Origin of the sequence: Amycolatopsis sp. WGS_07 (genome assembly GCF_045278895.1) — a bacterium.
Classification (GTDB): domain Bacteria; phylum Actinomycetota; class Actinomycetes; order Mycobacteriales; family Pseudonocardiaceae; genus Amycolatopsis.
In genome coordinates, this window is sequence record NZ_CP136053.1 from 4,866,296 (window position 1) to 4,886,940 (window position 20,645).

The following is a 20,645-nucleotide window of genomic DNA, read 5'->3' on the forward strand; positions in this document are numbered from 1 at the left end:
GAGGCATCGTGGCCACACCGACCGATCGGCGGCTGCCGCAGTACCGGCCCGATCCGGACGGCACGCACCCGCCGCTCGACTACGCGCCGTACCGCTCCACCGCGTTGCGGCATCCGAAGCAGCCGCTGGTCCTGCTGCCGCAGATGCTCACCGAGGTCACCGGTCCGCTGCTCGGGCCGGGACGGCTCGGCGAGTTGGACAACGACCTCACCCGCCAGCACGCGGGAGAGCCGCAGGGGCAGCGGATCATCGTCACCGGCAGGCTTCTCGACGGCGACGGGCGTCCGATCCGCAACTCGCTCGTGGAGATCTGGCAGGCCAATGCCGGCGGCCGCTACCGGCACACCGGCGACCGCTGGCCGTCCCCGCTCGACCCGAACTTCGACGGGCTCGGCCGCACGCTCACCGACGACGACGGGCGCTACGAGTTCACCACCATCAAACCCGGTGCGTACCCGTGGAAGAACCACGACAACGCGTGGCGTCCCGCGCACATCCACTTCTCGGTGTTCGGCTCGGCGTTCACCCAGCGGCTCGTCACGCAGATGTACTTTCCGGACGATCCGCTGTTCTCGCAGGATCCGATCTTCAACTCCATCCCGGACGAGAAGGCGCGGCAGCGGATGATCTCCCGGTTCGACCTCGACCGCACCGAGGAAGAATGGGCGCTGGCGTTCCAGTTCGACATCGTGGTGCGCGGGCGCGAACAGTCGGTGTTCGAGGACGAGGAGGAAGACGAGTGAGGCTGGAAGGAACGCCCTCGCAGACCGTCGGGCCGTACCTGTCCATCGGGCTGCCGTGGGACGACGGGCCGTTCGTGGTCCCGGAGGGCACCGAAGACGCGGTGTGGATCCGCGGCGGGGTGTACGACGGCGCGGGCAATCCGGTGCCGGACGCGATGATCGAGACGTGGCAGGCCGATCCGGACGGCGGCTTCGACCATCCCGACGATCCGCGCGGCAAGCCCGCCACGCCGTTTCGCGGGTTCGGGCGGTGCCCCACCGACGAACAAGGCCAGTACCGGATTCTCACGCTGCTGCCCGGAATCGTGCCGGACACGGCCGGGGCAGCGCAGGCGCGGCACATCGACGTGTCGGTGTTCGCCCGCGGGCTGCTGAACCGGGTGGTCACGCGGATGTACTTCGAGGACCAGGACAACGCTGGCGACGCCGTGCTGGCGAGCGTGCCCGAGGAGCGGCGGGATACGTTGCTGGCCAAGAAAGACGGTGCCGACTACCGGTTCGACGTGCGGTTGCAGGGCGAAGGCGAGACGGTGTTCTTCGCGGTCTGACCGGCCGTGTCCATTGTGGAGGTTCAAGCGTGAGCAGTGTCCGGGTGCACCGGGTCGTCGAAGGCCCGGAAGCGGGTCCGGTGGTGGTGTTCTCCAACTCGATCGGCAGCGACCACCGGATGTGGGAGCCGCAGGTCGCGCCGTTGACCGAACGCGGCTTCCGCGTGGTCCGGTACGACACGCGCGGGCACGGGGCGTCGCCGGTGCCGCCGGGTCCGTACGACCTGACCGATCTGGGCGGCGACGTGCTGGGACTGCTCGACGATCTCGGTGTCGAGCGGGCGCATTTCGTCGGCTTGTCGCTGGGCGGGATGACCGGGATGTGGCTCGGTGCGCACGCCGCGGACCGGTTGGCGAGCCTGACGTTGTGCTGCACGTCGGCGCTGCTCGGGCCACCCGAGATGTGGGCTGATCGCGCGCGCACTGTGCGAGCCGAGGGCACTGCGGCGGTCGCGGAAGCCAGCGTCGGCCGCTGGGTCACGCCGGGTTACGCACAGGCGCATCCGGACCAGGTCGCGTACCTGCGCGAGATGGTCGAGTCCCAGCCAGACGAGGGCTACGCCGGATGCTGCGAAGTCATCGAGCGGATGGATCTCACCGGCGACCTGCCGAAAATCTCCGTCCCGACGCTGGTGATCGCGGGTGCCGACGACCCGTCGACGCCCGCCGATCCGCACGGTCAGGCCATCGCCGACGGCATCCCCGGCGCCCGGCTCGAGGTCGTCGCCTCCGCCGCGCACCTGGGCAGCTACGAACAGCCGGAGGAATTCACCCGGCTGATCCTCGAGCGGATCACGGAGGAGCAGTGACCGAAGACCGCTACGAGGCGGGCATGCGGGTGCGCCGGGAGGTGCTCGGTGACGAGCATGTCGACCAGGCGGTCGCGCGGACCACTGAGTTCAGCAGGCCGTTCCAGGAGTACATCACCGAAGCGGCGTGGGGTTCCGTGTGGACGCGCGACGGCCTCGACCGGCGGACGCGCAGCTGCATCACGCTGGCCGCGCTCGCCTCCCTGCAGTGTCACGACGAGTTGGCGATGCACGTCCGCGCGGCGGTGCGCAACGGGCTCACCGCGGACGAGATCCGCGAGGTCCTGCTGCACACCGGCGTCTACGCGGGGGTGCCCGCGGCGAACACCGCGATCGGGATCGCCCAGCGCGTCCTCGCCGAGCTGGGAGAACCCACCGCTCAGCCGCCGGCCGGATAGGGTTCACCGCATGGAATCCGACGACCAGGCCGAACGCGGCGCGCACCACGTGCAGTCGCTGGAGCGCGGGCTGGCGGTGATCAAGGCGTTCAGCGCCGAGGCCCCGCACCCGACGCTCAGCGACGTCGCCCGCATCACCGGGCTGACCCGGGCGGCCGCGCGCCGGTTCCTGCTGACGCTCGTCGACCTCGGCTACGTCCGCACCGACGGCAAGTACTTCTCGCTCACCGCACGCGTGCTGGAACTCGGCTACGCCTATCTGTCCAGCCTGAGCCTGGCCGAGGTTTCACAGCCGCACCTGGAACGGCTGTCGGCGGAGGTGCACGAGTCGAGTTCGGTGTCAGTACTGGAGATCGCCGACATCGTGTACGTCGCGCGCGTCGCGGTGTCGCGGATCATGACGGTGAGCATCAACGTCGGCACGCGGTTCCCCGCACACGCCACGTCGATGGGACACGTCCTGCTCGCTGACATGAACCGGACCGAACTCAACGCATACTTCATCGTCGCCGACCTCAACCGACTGACCTCGCACACGCTGACCCAGCGCACCGCGCTTGAGGCCGAGCTGGCCAAGGTCCGGGAACAGGGCTGGGCGATGGTCGACCAGGAACTCGAAGAAGGCCTGCGCTCCGTCGCCGCGCCGATCCGCAACCGGGCCGGTCGCGCGGTCGCGGCGGTGAACATCTCCACGCACGCGAGCCGGACGCCGGTGGAGACCGTCCGCACTCAGCTCGTTCCGCCGTTGCTCGAGACCGCGGCCGCCATTTCGGCGGATCTCGCCGTGGTCGCGCCGGGGCGAGCGATCAAGGGCTGAGAGGGTGCCGATGCCGGAACCGGTCGCCGGTCTGCTGCTCGCCGCCGGGGCGGGGCGGCGGTTCGGCGGTCCCAAAGCGCTGGTCGAGTACGACGGCGAGCCGCTGGTCCGGCGTGCTGTCCGGAACTTGGCCGAGGCTGGCTGCGCGTCGGTGCGGGTGGTGGTCGGTGCGTCGGCTGAGAGGGTCCGGGAGTTGCTGCCGCCGGACGTGACTTCGGTGCCCGCCCTGCGGTGGCAGGACGGAATGGGGGAGTCGCTCAAAGCCGGGATGGAGTCGCTGGCTGGCGACTCTGCGGTCGCGGTGCTCGTGCACCTCGTGGATCTGCCCTGGGTGCCTGCCGCGGCGCTCGCGCGGATCGCCGGGGAGGCGTCCGAGGACGCGGTCGTTCGGGCCGCTTACCAGGGCGTTCCTGGGCATCCGGTGCTGTTCGGACGGCGGTGGTGGGGCGAAATCGCGGCTTCGGCACAGGGCGACCACGGGGCGCGGGATTGGCTGCGCGGGCGGACTGACGTGCGCCTCGTCGAGTGCGGCGACCTCGGCAGCGGCAGCGATGTCGATCGGCCCGGGGACCTGGCTGGGCCTGGCGCGGAACGGCGATGAGCGCCGGATGGCCGAGCCGGGCGGACTGGCGGCGGACAGCGAACCAAGCGGTCGCGGATCTACGATCGGGGGCGTGACAGAGTCCCTCGCCTCGCCCGACGCGCTCGCGGCCGCCCTCGACACCACCGGTTACCTCGCCGACGAGGGGCTGGCCACCGCGGGATTCCTCGCGACGCAGATGCAGCGTCCGCTCTTCTGCGAGGGCGAGCCGGGCACCGGGAAGACCTCGCTGGCGCTCGCGTTGTCCGAAGCGCTGGGATGGCCGTTGGTGCGGCTCCAGTGTCACGAGGGCATCGACGCCGCGCAGGCGCTCTACGAATGGGATTTCCCCCGTCAGCTGCTGCACCTGCGCGCCCTCGAAGCGGCCGACGGCGGACGGCTTGATGCGGAAACTGCCGAGCGGTCGCTGTACACCGAGCGGTTCCTGCTCGCCCGCCCGCTGCTGCAGGCGCTCACGACGACGCCGTGCGTACTGCTGGTCGACGAGATCGACCGCGCGGACGACGAGTTCGAGGCGTTCCTCCTGCAGTTGCTGGACGAATACACCGTCACGATTCCGGAGTACGGCGAGGTGCGCGCGGAGCAGCCGCCGCTGGTCGTGCTGACGTCCAACCGCACCCGCGAGGTGCACGACGCGCTCAAGCGGCGGTGTCTCTACCACTGGCTCGAACATCCCGATCTCGCGCGCGAAATCAGCATTCTGCGCCGTCGGCTGCCCGGCATCGGCGAGACGCTCGCCCGCCAGATCGCCGACGCGGTGCAACGGTTGCGCGCGATGGACCTTCTCAAGCCGCCGGGCGTCGCCGAATCCCTTGACTGGGCACGGGCTTTGCTCGCGCTCCAGCGCGACGAACTGGACGCCGAGACGGCCGCGCGGACCCTTGGCGCGGTGCTGAAGTACAGCGAGGATCTCGATCGCGTCCGGGCGAAGCTGGATACGTTGTTCTCGTGATCTTTCGTCCATTGTGGACGGTGGGATAATTCCGTTGCGGCGGTGCGCGGGATCGGGCATGCTTGAAGCATCACTGAATGACTTCGTTGACTTTGCGACTGTGCCGGAAGGAGGGCTCGTGACCGACTTCGCCCGGGCTGCCCTCCTGGCACTCCGTTGAGTTCCGTTCTTTTCTGAAGGTTCCGCGCGCCCGTCCTGAGCTACCGGGGTTGGTCGCTGCGCGCAACCACGGTCCGCGCACGCCGTCCCGGAGGCGGGATGGCGTGCGCGGCCGCCCTTCGCCGAGGCCGTGGTTGGCGCGAGGCGGTGCCTTCGGGAGTTCGGTGCGGCGGGATGCTTGGCTGGCTGCGGCGGGATGCCCTGGTGGCGGCTGCTGTGGGATGCCGTTGGAAGGCGGGTGCCGTGTGGTGTCTGCGGGACGGCTGTTGTGGGATGCCGTTGGGACGCGGGTGCTGCGAGGTGTCCGCGGGACGGCCGCAGTGGGACGCCGTGGGGTGTCTGCGGGACGGCTGCTGTGGGATGCCCTTGAAAGGCGGGTGCGGTGAGGTGCCTGCGGGATGGCCGCAGTGGGACGCCGTGGAAAGCGGGTGCCGTGAGGTGCCCGCGGGGCGGCCGCTGTCGGATGTCCTTGAAGGCGGCTGCCGTGGGATGTTCTGAAGGTGGCTGCGGTGGCGGGTCCTGAGGCTGCTGCGGTGGGAGGTCCTTGACGCTTGCCTTCGCGTGGGCTTGGTCTTGGCGGGCCGGGATGACTGCGAACCTTTGGGCGGCGTGAGTGCGGCTGGTGGTGCGCTGGATTCCGCGAAGCCGTGGTCTTTCGCCGACGGAGCGGGGTTTCTGGGAACGGCAGTGCGGCGTGGCGGTTGGCTGGGCTGCCGGGCGGCTGGGAACACTGGCCAGTGTTTGGCGGCTGGCGGAGCGGGCTGGGTTCGTTGCTGGTCTCGGGAGACTGCATGGCTGGGCGCTCGAGCGGGGCGCTGGAGCAGGGAGCCGTAGCAGGTCGGCTGGAGGCGGCGCTGAGCTGGCCGTCTGGAGGTGGCGCGGACTGGCGATCTGGCGTGCCTGGGATCGGCCGCCGTCCGATCGGGCTGCGAGTGCGCGCGGAGCCCGGTAAGGCAGCGAGTTTGCACGCTCCAGGCGAAATTGTGGAGCGGCCGGAACATCCGCGAGCCCAGTGTGGTTCACACTGGAATGGCGGTGCGGAGGAACACTGGCGAGCTGGAGCAGCTCAAGCCGGAACTACCGCGCGCCAAAGAATCCGGCCGAGAACCTTGGCGCGGCAAGATCGTCGAGCACGGCTCCCAACCTGCGGCCAGGCAAGGGAAACGCAAGCACGCCGAGCACCGGACGGTCGTCGAATCCGGTGGGTGCTGCCGGAGCGAGGGCGGAGCGGTCGCGGTGCGGGTTCCCGGGTTGGGGTCACAATGGGGGACATGAACACCGAAGTCGCTGATCCGCTCGCTGGGTACGCGGGGTTCGCGGCGGCGTTGCGGGAAGCGGGCGTCGCGTGCGATGCGCGGCGGGTGCAGGCTTATCTGGCGGCTGTCGCGAAGGTTGATGTCGCTCGGCCGACGCAGCTTTACTGGGTCGGGCGGTTGACGCTCTGTTCCGACCCGGACGACCTTCCTCGGTATGAGGAAGCCTTCGCGCGGTGGTTCGAAGGAGACGACAGTCCTCGGGCGGCGTCGGGGACTCCGGTGCGGAAGCAGGCCCGGATCGCTCCGCTGGCAGTCGCGGGCGGTGACGGGGACAGTGCTGAGGAATCGCACGACACGCTCCGGGTCGCGGCTAGTGACCATGAGGTTCTCCGGCATCGGGATCTTGCCGAACTCACCAAAGCCGAGCGCGCGCATTTGCGTGAGCTGCTCGCGACGTTGCGTCCGGTGCTGCCCAAGCGGCAGGCGGCGCGGCGGACGCCGGCGCGTCGGGGTGCGCTCGATCCGGCTCGGACGTTGCGGGCGATGCTCGCGGCCGGCGGCGAGCCGGTTCGGCTGGCGCATCACCGGCGGGGGACGCGGGCTCGGAAAGTGGTGCTGCTGATCGACGTTTCCGGCTCGATGAGTCCGTACGCCGACGCGTTGCTGCGGTTCGCGCACGTTGTCGCGCGGGCGGCGCCGTTGTCGGTCGAAGTGTTTACGCTGGGTACCCGGATGACTCGGGTGTCCCGGCAATTGCGGCAGCGCGATCCGGAGCAGGCCATGCTCGCCGCTGGTACCGCGGTGCCGGATTTCGCTGGTGGGACGCGGCTTGGCGAGACGCTGCGGGTGTTTCTCGACCGGTGGGGGCAACGCGGTTTCGCGCGACGCGCGGTAGTCACCGTGTTCTCCGACGGGTGGGAGCGCGGCGACGTCAGCCTGCTCGCCGAGCAGCTCGGCAGGCTGCGCCGGCTCGCGCACGCCGTATTCTGGGTGAATCCGCACGCAGGGCACGAGGGTTATGCTCCGGTCCAATCCGGCATCGTGGCCGCCCTGCCGCACATCGACCGGCTGCTGGCCGGGCACAGCCTGGCGACGTTGGAACGACTCCTCGGGGAGATTGCCGATGCGTGACGTACTGGACGACGTGTACCGCCGCTGGCAGGCGGGTGAAACGGTCGGGCTCGGCACGGTGGTGGCGACATTCTCGTCGGCCCCGCGGGCGCCGGGCGCGTCGATGATGGTCGCGCCGGACGGGACGGTCGTCGGCAGCGTGTCCGGCGGCTGCGTCGAGGGCGCGGTGTACGAGCTGGCCAACGAGGTCGTCGCCGAGCGGAAGCCGGTGCTGCAGCGTTATGGCGTCAGCGACGACGACGCCTTCGCGGTCGGGCTGACCTGCGGCGGGATCATCGACATCTACGTCGAGCCGGTGGACCGCGAATCGATGCCGGAGCTGGAGCGGGTCGTCGAATCGGTGCGCAGCGGAGAACCGGTCGCGGTCGTCACGATCGTGGAGCACGAGACGCCCGGACTGGTCGGCGAGCACATGATCGTGTGGCCGGACCGGGTCGAAGGGTCCCTTGGCTCGTCCCGAATGGACGACGCGGTCGCCGACGACGCGCGCGGGCTCCTCGCCACCGGGCGCACCGGCACCCTCCACTACGGACCGGACGGGCAGCGTCGCGGCGAAGGCATGGCTGTCTTCGTGAACTCCTTCGAACCGCCGCCGCGACTTCTCGTGTTCGGCGCGATCGACTTCGCCGCCGCGATGGCCCGGATGGGTGCTTATCTCGGGTATCAGGTGACGGTCTGCGACGCGCGTCCGGTGTTCGCGACCAGCAGCCGGTTCCCGGACGCGCACGAGGTGGTCGTCGACTGGCCGCACCGCTACCTGAAGGCCGAGGCCGAGGCGGGCCGGATCGACGCGCGGACGGCGATCGCGGTCCTCACCCACGATCCGAAGTTCGACGTGCCGTTGCTGGAGGTCGCGCTGCGGCTGGACGTCGGGTACGTCGGGGCGATGGGGTCGCGCAAGACGCACGACGACCGGTTCGCGCGGCTCCGCGAGGCGGGGATTACCGAGGCGGAACTGGAACGCCTGTCCTCGCCGATCGGCCTCGACCTCGGCGCGCGCACGCCGGAGGAGACGGCGGTGTCGATCGCGGCGGAAATCATCGCCCTCCGCTGGAGCGGCACCGGGCGGCGGCTGGCGGCGCTGACCGGGCGGATTCACAGCTGAACCGGGCCCGGCCGATGTGCTGCAGCGGCGGGGCGCTGGCCGGACTGGGATGCGGGGGCCGTTGGCATCGGCGCTGATCAGGTGCGCGCGGCTGGGCCACCCGGTGAGCATCGCGCGGACTGGATTCGGCGGTTGGTGCAAAGCGGGGACGCCGACCGCGAGGACACCGGGTGGGCTGAAGCTGGTCGGTGGTGCTCGGGCGGGCGGTGCGTTGTCGCGACGCGGGACGTCGACTACGAGGTGATCGGTGGTGGGCTGAGGCTGGTCGGTGGTGCGCGGGTGGGCGCTGAGCTGTCGCGAAGTGGGACGCTGGCCACGAGGAAACTGGCGGCGGGCTGAAGGTTGCCGGTGGTGCGTGGGTGGCTGGTGCGTTGTCGCGAAGCGGGACGCCGACCACGAGGTGACCGGCGGCGGGCTGAACCTTGCCGGTCGTACGCGGGCGGGCGCTGCGCTGTCACGAAGCAGGACCCTGACCGCGACGAAACAGCGCGAACCGAAGCTCACCGGCCAGCCCCAATCGGCCCGTAGCCGCGCACCCCGGCCAGCGCCGAATTCGCCGGAAAACCCCCATCCAGCAACCGAAACCGGTGAACCGCCGCCCCGAAACCCCGCCCCCTCGGGAAGATCCGCCCACCGGACCACGGCGGCCGAAAAATCACCCGTCCGGCTTCACGCGCATGCGGATCAAAAGCGCCAGAAACCCCGCATCTGCGGAACAGTGCGAGCGACGTGCGACATCAGGACTTGTCCGCGCGCGGAACGCGTAGCACGCTCCCTGTGAGGCCGATCACGATCGCGCCTTGGCCGTTCCCGAACCGGCCCGCCGCCTCCGCCGGGGCTGGCGGGCATTTGCACTTGGAGGCCTTTGATGCGCATCACCGTCACTGTCGACGGCACGAAATACACCGATGACGTCGAGCCGCGCACCCTGCTCGTCCACTACTTACGGGAACGCGTCGGGAAGGTGGGCACCGTCGTCGGGTGCGACACCAGCAACTGCGGCGCGTGCACCGTCCATCTCGACGGGCACAGCGTGAAATCCTGTTCCGTCCTCGCCGTGCAGGCCGACGGATGCGAGGTCACCACCATCGAAGGGCTGGCCCGCGACGGGCAATTGCACCCGGTCCAGCAAGCTTTTCACGACAACCACGCGCTGCAGTGCGGATTCTGCACCCCGGGCATGATCATGCAGTCCATCGACCTGCTCGCGGACAACCCGGACCCGGACGAGCAGGCCGTCCGGGAAGGGCTTGAGGGCAATCTCTGCCGCTGCACCGGGTACCAGAACATCGTGAAGGCCGTGCGCGACGCGGCGAAGCACATGAGTCCTGGGGCGGGGCCGGAAGCCGAGAAGATCGATCAGCCCAACCACGTCGGCGTGGGTGGTGAATGATGACCGCCACGATCGAGCCTGAGGTAGGGAAGTCCCGGCGCCGCAAGGAGGACGAGCGGCTCATCACCGGGCGCACCCAGTGGACGGACAACATCGTGTTGCCGGGGATGCTGCATCTCGCGGTGCTGCGGAGTCCGTTGGCGCACGCCAAGATCGTTTCGATCGACACGTCCGCGGCGAAGGAAGCCGCTGGTGTCGTAGCCGTTTACACCGCGGCCGACCTCGATCCCGAGGGCGCGATCGGCATGCCGTGTGCGTGGCCGATCACGCCGGACATGGCTGCGCCGCGGCGTCCGGTGCTGGCGGCGGACCGGGTGAATTTCGCTGGCGAGGGCGTGGCCGTGGTGGTCGCGCGGTCGGCGGGCGAGGCGCATGACGCGCTTGAGGCGATCGAGGTCGAGTACGAGGACCTGCCGCCGGTGCTCGACCTGGAGGCCGCGCTCGCCGAGGACGCGCCGCTGGTCCACGAGGAACTGGGCAGCAACAAGAACGCGTTCTGGGTGTTCGACTCGGCCGAGGCGGGCACCGGCGGGAATGTCGAGGAAGCACTGTCCTCTTCGGAGGTCGTGCTGAAACGGCGGTTCCGCCAGCAGCGCCTGGTGCCGGCGTTCATGGAGCCGCGCGCGTGCGTGGTGGATCCGACCGGCGCGCAGCTGACCATGTGGTCGGCCACCCAGGTGCCGCACATCCTGCGCGTGATGTCCGCGCTGACGCTGGGCATCCCGGAGCACAAGCTGCGCGTGATCGCCCCGGACGTCGGCGGCGGGTTCGGCGGCAAGATCGGCGTGCTGCCCGAGGAAATGATGACCGTGCTCGTCGCGAACAAGCTCGGCAAACCGGTGAAGTGGAACGAATCCCGGTCCGAGACCATGCTCGCCGCGCACCACGGGCGCGACCAGATCCAGGACATCACGATCTCGGCGAAGGCCGACGGCACGGTCACCGGGCTCAAGGTCGAACTGCTCGCCAACCTCGGCGCGTACAACGGCCTGGTCGGGCCGGGCGTGCCGATCCTCGGCGCGTTCATGTTCAACGCGATCTACAAGATCCCGGCATACCACTTCGCCTGCACCAACGTGTTCACCACGACCACGCTCACCGACGCCTACCGCGGCGCCGGGCGTCCGGAAGCGACGTTCGCCATCGAGCGGATCATGGACGAGCTGGCCGACGAGCTGGGCATGGACCCGGTGGAGCTGCGCGAAAAGAACTGGATCAAGCACGAGGAATTCCCGTTCACCACGGTCTGCGGGCTCACCTACGACTCCGGCAACTACGAGGCCGCGACCGAGAAGGCGAAGGAGCTTTTCGGCTACGACGCGCTGCGCCGCGAACAGAAGGAACGCCGTGAGGCGAACGACCCGGTGCAGCTCGGCATCGGGATCTCGACGTTCACCGAGATGTGCGGGCTCGCGCCGTCGCGGGTGCTGGGTTCGCTCGATTACGGGGCCGGCGGCTGGGAGTACGCGTCGCTGCGGATGCTGCCGACCGGCAAGGTCGAGGTGACGACCGGGGCGTCGGCGCACGGGCAGGGGCACGAGACGGCGTGGAGCCAGATCGTCGCGGACCAGCTCGGGGTGTCGTTCGAGGACGTCGAGGTGCTGCACGGCGACACGCAGTCGTCGCACAAGGGCCTCGACACTTACGGCTCGCGTTCGCTGGTCGTCGGCGGGATCGCGATCGTCAAGGCGGCCGAGAAGGTGGTCGCGAAGGCGAAGCCGATCGCCGCGCATCTGCTGGAGTGCTCGGAGGACGACCTCGAGTTCTCCGGCGGCAAGTTCACCGTGAAGGGCACGGACACGTCGACGACGATCCAGGACATCGCGCTCGCGGTGTTCGCCGCGCACAACCTGCCGGACGGCGTCGAACCGTCGCTCGATTCCGACGCCACCTTCGACCCGGAGAACTTCTCCTTCCCGCACGGCACCCACCTGTGCGCGGCCGAAGTGGACACTGAAACCGGCCGGGTGAAACTGCGTTCGTACGTCTGCGTGGACGACGTCGGCAAGGTGGTCAACCCGCTGATCGTGGAGGGCCAGGTGCACGGCGGGCTCGCGCAGGGCATCGCGCAGGCGTTGTTCGAGGAGGCCGTGCACGACGAGAGCGGCACGCTCACCACCGGCACGTTCGCCGATTATCTGCTGCCCTCGGCGGCCGACCTGCCGTCGTTCACCACGGACCGCACGGAAACGCCGTCGACCACGAACCCGTTGGGAGCCAAGGGCGTCGGCGAGGCGGGCACGATCGCCTCGACGCCGGCCGTGGTCAACGCGGTGGTCGACGCGGTGCGCCACTTCGGGGTGAACGACATCGAAATGCCGCTCACGCCGATGCGCGTGTGGAACGCGGTGCGTAACGGCACCGCCAATGCCGGCGGACCCGGCGGCGAGGCCGGTGGCGGCCTCGGTTCGATCGACGCCTCCGGAGGTGCCCAGTGATCCCGGCTCCGTTCGACTACGTCGCTCCGTCCACGGTGGACGAAGCCGTGCAGGCGCTCGCCGCGGCGGGCGAGGACGCGAAGGTGCTGGCGGGCGGGCAGAGCCTGCTGCCGGTGCTGCGGATGCGGCTCGCCGCGCCGACCACGCTGATCGACCTCGGGAAGGTCGCCGAAATGCGCGGGGTGCGCGAGGACGGCGACGCGCTCGTGGTCGGCGCGATGACGACGCATTACGAGGTGCAGCGTGACCCGTTGATCGCCGAGCACGCCGCGCTGGTGAAGGAGGCGACCGACACCGTCGCGGACCCGCAGGTGCGCCACCGCGGCACGTTCGGCGGCGCGATCGCGCACGCGGACCCGGCCGGCGACCTGCTGGCTCCGGTGCTCGCGCTGGACGGCGAGCTGGTGCTGGCGGGTCCGGGCGGGCGGCGCACGGTGGCCGCGGCGGAGTTCTTCCAGGACTACTTCACCACCGCACTGGCCCCGGACGAGCTGCTCGTCGAGGTGCGGCTGCCCAAGCACACCGGCTGGCGGGCGCACTACGAGAAGTTCAACCGGGTCGCGCAAGCCTGGTCGATGTGCGCGGTGGCGGCCACCGTGCGCACCGAGGGCGGCGTGATCGAGGAAGCCAGGGTCGCGCTCACGAACATGGGCGCGACGCCGGTCCGCGCGACCGCCGTGGAGCAGGCCTTGCTCGGCGCGCAGGCCAACGCGGAGACGATTCGGGCGGCCGCCGCGCACGCCGCCGAAGGCACCAATCCGGTCGCGGACGGCAATTCCGACGTCGAGTACCGCCAGCACCTCGCGCGGGTGCTGACCGGGCGTGCCGTCGCGGCGGCGGTGGGCGCCTGAGCTGACCGGCCGGGAAGGACTCCTTGGGGGAATCTGATTCCCCCAAGGAGTCCTTCACGACAACGCTCGCCGGGAGACGGCCGTAAGGTGGACGGCAACGGCTCGAAGCAGTGTGCAGGAGAGGAGGTCGGCCCGTGCGGCTCGACCACGAATTCACCGTCCCCGCCCCGATCGGGGAGGTCTGGCAGGCCGTCATCGACCCGGAGCGGGTCGCCCCGTGCATGCCGGGCGCCTCGCTCACCAAGGTGGAGGGGGACACCTTCGCGGGCACGGTGAAGGTCAAGCTGGGGCCGATTTCGCTGCTGTACAAGGGAACCGGCGAGTTCCTGGAGAAGGACGAGGCGGCGCGCAAGGTCGTCATCAAGGCGTCCGGCAAGGACGCCCGCGGCGGCGGCACGGCGGCCGCGACGGTCACCCTGACGCTCACCGAACGCGACGGCGGCACGCACGGCGCGGTCGCCACCGACCTGGCGATCACCGGCCGTCCGGCGCAGTTCGGGCGCGGGCTGATCTCCGAGGTGGGCGGCAAGATCCTGGACACCTTCGCGGGGAATCTCGCGGCCTCGCTGGAGACCCCGGCCGAGGAAGCCCCCGCTCCGGCTGAGAAGGCGGAGAAGGCGGAGGAGAAGCCCGCCGAGGCGCCCGCCGCCGAGAAGCCGGTCGCCGACGAGAAGCCGCATCTGCGCAGCGTGCCCGCCGGGGGTTCGACCGGCGAGTCCGAGGCGATCGACCTGCTCGACTACGCCGGGCAGTCCGTCGCGAAGCGGCTGGCCCCGGTGGCCGCGGGCGCGGTCGTGCTGCTGATCGTCCTGGCCATCGTGCGCAAGCTGCGCCGCCGCTGACCGCTCCGTCCGGCCACAGGGAGGTTGCCCGCCCGCTCTACTCAGAGCGTGCCCAGCGGGCAGTTCGAGGGCGGGTTGTCCCTCGGCTCGGCTAGCTCTGGAGCGGACCCGCTACCCTGGGCAACCTCCGTCGGCCGAATTTCGCGTGGGGGCGCCCGTGACGCAGGCACCTGTCCCCAGCGCGGCGACGGCGTGGCGCGGCTGGCCGCCGCGCTGGACGATGTGGGCGGTCGCGCGACGGCGGTGGATCGGCTACGCCATGGGGTGCGAGGCCGCCGCGGTGGTGGTCACCGTGACCGGTCTCGCGACCGGGTTCGGCGGGCCGGTGCAGTTCAGTTCGTTCGGGGTGCTCGTCGGGCTGGGCATCGCGCAGGCGGAGATGTCGCGGCGGATCGAACGCCTGCGACGGTGGATGAGCGGCCAGACGCACATCAACGTCACGTCCGTCTGGTACCTCGCCGGCGCGTTCCTGCTTCCGCCCGCGTGGGTCGCGTTGCTGGCGTTGGTGCTGTACCTGCATCTGTGGCTGCGAGTGTGGCGACACGTGCGTACGCGGCCCGCGCATCGCTTCGCAGCGAGTACGGCGTGGGCGATGCTGTCGTGCTTCGCGGCGTCTGCGGTGTTGACCATCGGCGATCTCGACCAAGGCCGTCTCGACACTGCGTACGGCGTCCTCGCGCTCGTCCTGGCGGCCGCTGTCTTCGAGTTGGTGAACGTCGTGCTCGTGGCGACGGGCATCTTCCTGTACACGAACAGCCGCTCGCCCGCGGACCTCATCGGCACCTGGGAGGACAACGCCTTCGAGTTGGCGACGCTGTGTCTCGGCGGGCTCGCTGCGCTGGCGTTCGTCCATCAGCCGGTGCTGGTGGTCTTCGTGCTGCCGCCGTTGCTGTTGCTGCACCGGTATCTCCTGCTGAAACAGCAGCTGCAGGTGGCGGTCGTGACCGACGAGAAGACCGGGCTGCTCAACACCGGCGGCTGGCACGACCTGGCGACCCGGGAGTTCACCCGGGCCCGGCGGCGCGGGGCAGGCAGCGGCTTCGCCGTGCTGATGATCGATCTCGACCACTTCAAGCGCATCAACGACACATACGGCCACCTCACCGGCGACGAGGTGCTCGCCGCGGTCGCCGTGGCGATCGAGGCTTCGGTGCGGCAAAGCGACACCGTCGGCCGGTTCGGCGGTGAGGAATTCGTGGTGCTGCTGCCCGCGACCGGGGACACCGACGTGCTCGCGATCGCCGAGCGGGTGCGTGTCGCGATCGGGGAACTGACGGTCGCGGTGGGAGGCCCGCTGCGGATCAGCGGACTCTCCGTGTCCGTCGGGGTCGCGTGTTATCCGCAGGCGGGTGCCACGCTCGACGAGGTGTTGCGGTCTGCTGACGCCGCGCTGTACCGGGCCAAGGACGCCGGCCGCAACCGCGTGGCGGTCTGAGCCGGAAATACCGGGCGCGGGCAATTGTTGAACGTTGTATGAGCACTGCGGATCACGAGACCGACGTCGTGGTGATCGGGGCCGGGCAGGCCGGATTGTCGGCGGCGTACCACCTGCGCCGCGCCGGGTTCGCCAACGAACGCGGGTTCGTCGTGCTCGACCACGGCAAGCGCGCGGGCGGGGCGTGGCAGTACCGGTGGCCGTCGCTGGTGGTGGGGAAGGTGCACGGCATTCACGACCTGCCGGGGATGGCGTTCGGGACCCCGGACGCGACACGGCCGGCGAGCGATGCCGTGTCGGAGTACTTCGGGCGTTTCGAGAAGACGTATGACCTGCCGGTGCACCGCCCGGTCGACGTGACGGCGGTGCGGCGCGCGGGGGAGCGGCTGCTGGTCGAATCGCCCGCGGAGACGTGGGCGGCGCGCGCGGTGATCAGCGCGACCGGGACGTGGGACCGGCCGTTCTGGCCGCGTTATCCGGGGACTTTCTCCGGAAAGCAGCTGCACACGGCGGATTACCGCGGTGCGGAGGAGTTCCGCGGCCAGCGCGTGGTGGTCGTGGGCGGCGGGACGTCGGCGGTGCAGCTGCTGATGGAGATCGGCCCGGTCGCCCGTTCGACGGTGTGGGTGACGCGGCGTCCGCCGGTGTGGCGAGACGAGCCGTTCACCGAGGACTGGGGCCGCCAGGCGGTCGCGAAGGTGGACGAGCGGGTGCGGGCCGGGCTGCCGCCGGAAAGCGTCGTGAGCGTGACGGACCTGGCGGTGACGCCGGAGGTGCTCGCCGGTCGGGCGGCGGGATATCTGGACCGGCGGCCGATGTTCTCGCGGCTGGTGCCCGACGGTGTCGTGTGGGAGGACGGGAGTTTCGAGCCCGCGGACGTCATCCTGTGGGCGACTGGGTTCCGGGCCTCGATCGACCATCTGGCTCCGCTGCATCTGCGGACGTCCGGCGGCGGGATCCGGATGGACGGGACTCGGGTGGTGGCGGAGCCGCGGCTGCATCTGGTCGGGTACGGGCCTTCGGCGAGCACGGTGGGGGCGAACCGGGCCGGGCGTGCGGCAGTGCAGGAGGTTCGGCGGCTGCTGCAGCGGTGAGAGGTCCGTGCGGGGCTCCTTCACGGAATCAAAGCCCCTCACGGCGTGTCAGCGCGGAGGAAGCGGGCATTCCGCTGATCGGGCGGTCTTGATCGTTTCACGTCCGTTCCGGGCTTGTCGGGAGAAACCGGTCCCGCTACTCTGCCGTTTTAGTTAGGAAACTTTCCTAACGCAATAACCGCAACGAGACGCCGCAGAACCGTAACGCCGCCGCCCTGTTCCCGTCCGGCCCGAAGGAGTGCGACGTGTCCTCGTCCCGTGTCCGAAGTCTCGCCCGGTTCGCGTTACCGGCCGCCGCGGTGGTGTTGCTGCCCGCCGCGGTTTCGCCCGCGCGCGACGCCAGTGCCGCAGCCGCCGATGTGCTGCTGTCCCAAGGGAAACCTGTCAGCACGTCGACGCTTGAGACGTCCACGCTCGGCGGCGAGAACGCCGTCGACGGGAATCTCAAGACGCGCTGGGCCAGTGCGGTCAGCGCCGACGCCCAGTGGCTGCGCGTCGACCTCGGGCAGGCCGTCACGGTCCACCGGGTGAAGCTGAACTGGGAAGCGGCGTACGCCAAGAAATATCGCATCGAGATCTCCGACGACGGCGAGAACTTCAAGTCGATCGCGACGATCACCAGCGGCGACGGCGGCACCGACGACCTCACCGGGCTGTCCGGGCACGGCCGGTTCCTGCGCTTCGTCGGCACCGAGCGCGCCACGAAGTACGGCTACTCGCTCTGGGAACTCCAGGCGTACGGCACCCCGGACTCGTCCGGCGACACCCAGGCGCCCACCGCTCCGTCGAACCTCGCCGCGGGCGAAGTCGGCTCGAACAGCGCCGCGCTGACCTGGGCCGCCGCGACCGACAACGTCGGCGTCAGCGGGTACGAGGTCCTCCGGGACGGCAAGTCCGTCGCCACCAGCACGACCACGTCCTACACCGACAACGGCCTCTCTCCGGACACCGACTACACCTACACCGTCCGCGCGAAGGACGCCGCCGGGAACACCTCGCCGGTCAGCGGGCCGGTCAAGGTGCACACGAAGCCGGGGAACGCGGGCACCAGCTTCGTCCTCGCCGCGGCAGGCGACATCGCCGAGCAGTGCACCGCCAGCAGTTCCAGCTGCGTGCACCCGAAGACCGCGAAGCTGGTCCAGGGGATGAACCCCGCCGCGGTGATCACCATGGGCGACAACCAGTACGACGCCGAGGACACCGGGCTGACCCTGCAGAACTTCAAGGACTACTACGACAAGACCTGGGGCAAGTTCAAGAGCATCACGCACCCGATCCCCGGCAACCACGAGACCTACGACGACAACAAGCCGTTCGAGGCCTACGAGCAGTACTTCGGCAAGATCGCCACGCCGAACGGGAAGCGGTACTACAGCTGGGAAATGGGCAACTGGCACTTCATCGCCCTCGACTCCAACGGCTTCGTCGACGACAAGGACGGCGGCCAGCTGGAGGACACCGACCAGATGAACTGGATCAAGCAGGACCTGGCGAAGAACACCAAGGGCTGCGTCGCGGCGTACTACCACCACCCGCGGTGGAGTTCGGGCGACCATGGCGACCAGCGCGGTTCCAAGCAGCTGTGGGACCTGTTCGCGCAGAACAAGGTCGACCTGATCCTCAACGGCCACGACCACCACTACGAGCGGTTCGTCCCGCAGAACGCCAGCGGCAAGGCGGACCCGGCCGGTCCGGTCGAGATCATCGGCGGCATGGGCGGCGCGAACCCGTACCCGGTCCACTCCGCGCACCCGACCACGGCGAAGCTGCTCAAGGACACCTTCGGCGTGCTGAAGCTGACGATGACCGACACGACGTTCTCCGAGCAGCTGATCGGTCTCGACGGCAAGGTCCAGGACAGCAGCCCGACCTACACCTGCCACAACTAGGGGCCGGGCATGTACATCGCGACAAGCCGTAGTTCGGACGTCGCGGCGGGCACCGAGCGCAAGGCCGGCCTGCGCCGGGTGTCGGCGAACGTCGTCGCACTCGGCGCGGTCAGCCTGGTCACCGACATCTCCTCGGAGATGGTGACCGCGGTGCTCCCGCTCTACCTGGTGCTCGGCCTCGGGCTGAACCCGCTGCAGTTCGGCCTGCTCGACGGGCTTTACGCGGGAGCCACCGCCGTGGTCCGCGTGCTCGGCGGGCATCTGGCCGACCGGTGGCGCCGGCTCAAGGCGGTCGCCGGGTTCGGCTACGGCTTGTCCGCGGTGTGCAAGCTCGGCCTGGTCGCGGCCGGTTCGTCGGTCGCGGCGATCGGCGTGGTGCTCGCCGCCGACCGCACCGGCAAGGGGCTGCGCACGGCCCCGCGCGACGCGTTGATCTCGCTTTCCAGCGAGCCCGACACGCTCGGCCGGTCGTTCGGCGTGCACCGCGCGATGGACACTGTCGGCGCGTTCCTCGGCCCGCTCGTCGCGATGGCCGTGCTCGCGCTGAGCCTCGGCAGCTACACGTCGGTGTTCTTCACCAGTTTCTGTATCGCGGCGATCGCGGTCATGCTGCTCGTGCTGTTCGTCCGCGACCGGCCAGCCGCGGTCGACCGGGCCGCGGTGTCCGTGCGCGCCGCGTTCGGGCTGTTGCGCGAGCGAGGCTTCCGCCGCGTCGCGGTGTGGGCGGCACTGCTCGGGTTCGTGACGCTTGGCGATTCCTTTGTGTACCTGGTGCTTCAGCGGCGCTGGGACGTCGCGGCGACGTTCTTCCCGTTGCTGCCGCTCGGGACGGCCGGGGTGTACCTGGTGCTGGCCGTTCCGCTGGGCAAGCTGGCGGACAAGATCGGGCGCTGGCCGGTGTTCCTCGGCGGGCACGTCGCACTCGTCGCCGCGCTGATCGCGTTGTGCGGGCCGGTGTCGGGCTTCTGGCTCGCGGCTCTCGCCTTGGGGTTGCACGGCGTGTTCTACGCGGCTACCGACGGGGTGCTCATGGCGGCCGCCGGACCGTTGGTGCCCGCTGATCTTAGGGCGACCGGTCTCGCGGTGGTCCAAACTGGACAGGCTGCCGCGCGGATGCTTTCGTCGGTCCTCTTCGGACTCGCCTGGACCTTGTGGGACCTGCAGCCCGCGGTCCTCGTGGCGGCCGGAGCGCTCGCTGTCGTGGCGCTTGGCGCCGCTTTCGCAAGGCCGGTGCGTAAATGAAAAAGGTCCTTCTCGCTGTTGTCGGCACTGTGGTGCTCGCTGCTGCCGCGGTGGTCTACACCGTTGCCGCGCGGCCCAGTCCTGCTGAGCCCGCGAAGGTCGAGCATCTTTCGCTCGCGCCTGGGCAGTTGTTCTTTCGCAGTACTAAAACGGGCAACGTCGGCGTCGTTCCGCTGGCGAATCCTGGTGCCGCGCCGAAGTTCAGCGACCTGAAGTGCGACCGGTTCGCGGTGTCCGGCACGACGGGAATGTGTCTCGCCGTGCGTCCGGGCACGCTGCCCGCGGTCAGTGACTTCAGTGTCCTCGACCGGAATCTCGGCATTGTGCACAAGGACTATTTGCCGGGGACGCCGAGCCGGGCCCGTGTTTCGCCGGACGGGAAACGGGTGTACTGGACGCTGTTCGTCACCGGTGACTCCTATGCCGCCACCGGGTTCTCGACCCGCTCCGGGGTTTACCAGCTGGACAACGGCGAGCTGGAGAAGACGATCGAGGAGTTGCCGGTCCTGGTCGACGGGAAGCGGTATTTCTCCGCCGACGTCAACTACTGGGGCATCACCTTCGCCAAGGACGGCAAGCGGTTCTACTCGACGCTCGGCACCAAGGGCAAGACCTACCTGATCGAAGGCGATTACGACACCTACCGCGGGAAAGCGCTGCGGGAAAACGTGGAATGCCCGTCGCTGTCGCCGGACGAGACGCGGATCGCGTTCAAGAAGAAGGTCGGCGAGGGCGTCTGGCGGCTGTCCGTGCTCGACCTCAAGACGATGCGGGAGACCGCGCTCGCCGAGACCCGCAGCGTGGACGACCAGGCGTTGTGGCAGGACGACCACACGATCCTGTACGGGCTGGAGAACGCCGTGTGGGCGGTGCCCGCGGACGGGTCCGGGGCCCCGCGCAAGCTCGTCGCCGACGCCGTCTCGCCCGCCGTCACCAGCTGAT

General features: G+C 69.8%; 18 protein-coding genes. All 18 read left to right on the forward strand.

Going from position 1 to position 20,645, the window contains the following annotated elements:
• Positions 1-8: 8 nt before the first annotated feature.
• The 18 genes from pcaH to RPX00_RS23105 all read left to right on the forward strand — a co-directional run bounded on the left by pcaH (position 9) and on the right by RPX00_RS23105 (position 20,644).
• Positions 9-743, forward strand: a complete 735-nt coding sequence (gene pcaH, locus RPX00_RS23020) for a protocatechuate 3,4-dioxygenase subunit beta (RefSeq protein WP_101435212.1) — start codon at positions 9-11, stop codon at positions 741-743.
• Complete coding sequence (gene pcaG, locus RPX00_RS23025; protein ID WP_406642331.1) at positions 740-1,291, forward strand: protocatechuate 3,4-dioxygenase subunit alpha; 552 nt, start codon at positions 740-742, stop codon at positions 1,289-1,291. Before pcaH ends, pcaG begins: the two co-directional genes overlap by 4 nt.
• A gap of 29 nt (positions 1,292-1,320) precedes the next feature.
• Positions 1,321-2,100 (forward strand): 3-oxoadipate enol-lactonase, encoded by a 780-nt coding sequence (gene pcaD / locus RPX00_RS23030; protein WP_406642333.1) that lies wholly within the window; start codon positions 1,321-1,323, stop codon positions 2,098-2,100.
• Complete coding sequence (gene pcaC, locus RPX00_RS23035; RefSeq protein ID WP_406642335.1) at positions 2,097-2,498, forward strand: 4-carboxymuconolactone decarboxylase; 402 nt, start codon at positions 2,097-2,099, stop codon at positions 2,496-2,498. The genes pcaD and pcaC overlap by 4 nt, the downstream gene beginning before the upstream one ends.
• Before the next feature lie 10 nt (positions 2,499-2,508).
• Positions 2,509-3,315: an IclR family transcriptional regulator C-terminal domain-containing protein gene (locus tag RPX00_RS23040; RefSeq protein WP_406642337.1), complete on the forward strand. Its 807-nt coding sequence runs from the start codon at positions 2,509-2,511 to the stop codon at positions 3,313-3,315.
• 10 nt (positions 3,316-3,325) lie between these two features.
• Positions 3,326-3,916 carry an NTP transferase domain-containing protein gene (locus RPX00_RS23045; RefSeq protein ID WP_406642339.1) on the forward strand — a complete coding sequence of 197 codons (591 nt, stop codon included), beginning with the start codon at positions 3,326-3,328 and terminating at the stop codon, positions 3,914-3,916.
• Between the two features lie 73 nt (positions 3,917-3,989).
• Positions 3,990-4,868 carry an AAA family ATPase gene (locus RPX00_RS23050; protein WP_406642341.1) on the forward strand — a complete coding sequence of 293 codons (879 nt, stop codon included), beginning with the start codon at positions 3,990-3,992 and terminating at the stop codon, positions 4,866-4,868.
• Between the two features lie 1,430 nt (positions 4,869-6,298).
• A complete protein-coding gene (locus RPX00_RS23055) occupies positions 6,299-7,414 on the forward strand; it encodes a vWA domain-containing protein (RefSeq protein WP_406642343.1) in 1,116 nt (371 codons plus the stop codon).
• On the forward strand, positions 7,407-8,519 hold the full coding sequence (locus RPX00_RS23060; protein WP_406642345.1) for an XdhC family protein: 1,113 nt from the start codon (positions 7,407-7,409) through the stop codon (positions 8,517-8,519). The genes RPX00_RS23055 and RPX00_RS23060 overlap by 8 nt, the downstream gene beginning before the upstream one ends.
• An 868-nt stretch (positions 8,520-9,387) precedes the next feature.
• A complete protein-coding gene (locus RPX00_RS23065) occupies positions 9,388-9,912 on the forward strand; it encodes a (2Fe-2S)-binding protein (protein WP_378306122.1) in 525 nt (174 codons plus the stop codon).
• Positions 9,912-12,350, forward strand: a complete 2,439-nt coding sequence (locus RPX00_RS23070; protein ID WP_406642347.1) for a xanthine dehydrogenase family protein molybdopterin-binding subunit — start codon at positions 9,912-9,914, stop codon at positions 12,348-12,350. The genes RPX00_RS23065 and RPX00_RS23070 overlap by 1 nt, the downstream gene beginning before the upstream one ends.
• Complete coding sequence (locus RPX00_RS23075; RefSeq protein WP_406642349.1) at positions 12,347-13,201, forward strand: FAD binding domain-containing protein; 855 nt, start codon at positions 12,347-12,349, stop codon at positions 13,199-13,201. The genes RPX00_RS23070 and RPX00_RS23075 overlap by 4 nt, the downstream gene beginning before the upstream one ends.
• A gap of 134 nt (positions 13,202-13,335) precedes the next feature.
• Positions 13,336-14,043, forward strand: a complete 708-nt coding sequence (locus RPX00_RS23080) for an SRPBCC family protein (protein WP_406642350.1) — start codon at positions 13,336-13,338, stop codon at positions 14,041-14,043.
• Positions 14,044-14,263: 220 nt separating this feature from the next.
• Positions 14,264-15,478, forward strand: a complete 1,215-nt coding sequence (locus tag RPX00_RS23085; protein ID WP_406643052.1) for a diguanylate cyclase — start codon at positions 14,264-14,266, stop codon at positions 15,476-15,478.
• Between the two features lie 38 nt (positions 15,479-15,516).
• Positions 15,517-16,572 carry an NAD(P)-binding domain-containing protein gene (locus tag RPX00_RS23090; protein ID WP_406642351.1) on the forward strand — a complete coding sequence of 352 codons (1,056 nt, stop codon included), beginning with the start codon at positions 15,517-15,519 and terminating at the stop codon, positions 16,570-16,572.
• Positions 16,573-16,817: 245 nt separating this feature from the next.
• Positions 16,818-18,461 (forward strand): discoidin domain-containing protein, encoded by a 1,644-nt coding sequence (locus tag RPX00_RS23095; RefSeq protein WP_406642353.1) that lies wholly within the window; start codon positions 16,818-16,820, stop codon positions 18,459-18,461.
• A 9-nt stretch (positions 18,462-18,470) separates the two neighbouring features.
• Complete coding sequence (locus RPX00_RS23100) at positions 18,471-19,703, forward strand: MFS transporter (protein ID WP_406642355.1); 1,233 nt, start codon at positions 18,471-18,473, stop codon at positions 19,701-19,703.
• Positions 19,700-20,644 carry a hypothetical protein gene (locus RPX00_RS23105; protein WP_406642356.1) on the forward strand — a complete coding sequence of 315 codons (945 nt, stop codon included), beginning with the start codon at positions 19,700-19,702 and terminating at the stop codon, positions 20,642-20,644. Before RPX00_RS23100 ends, RPX00_RS23105 begins: the two co-directional genes overlap by 4 nt.
• The last annotated feature ends 1 nt before the right edge of the window (position 20,645 follow it).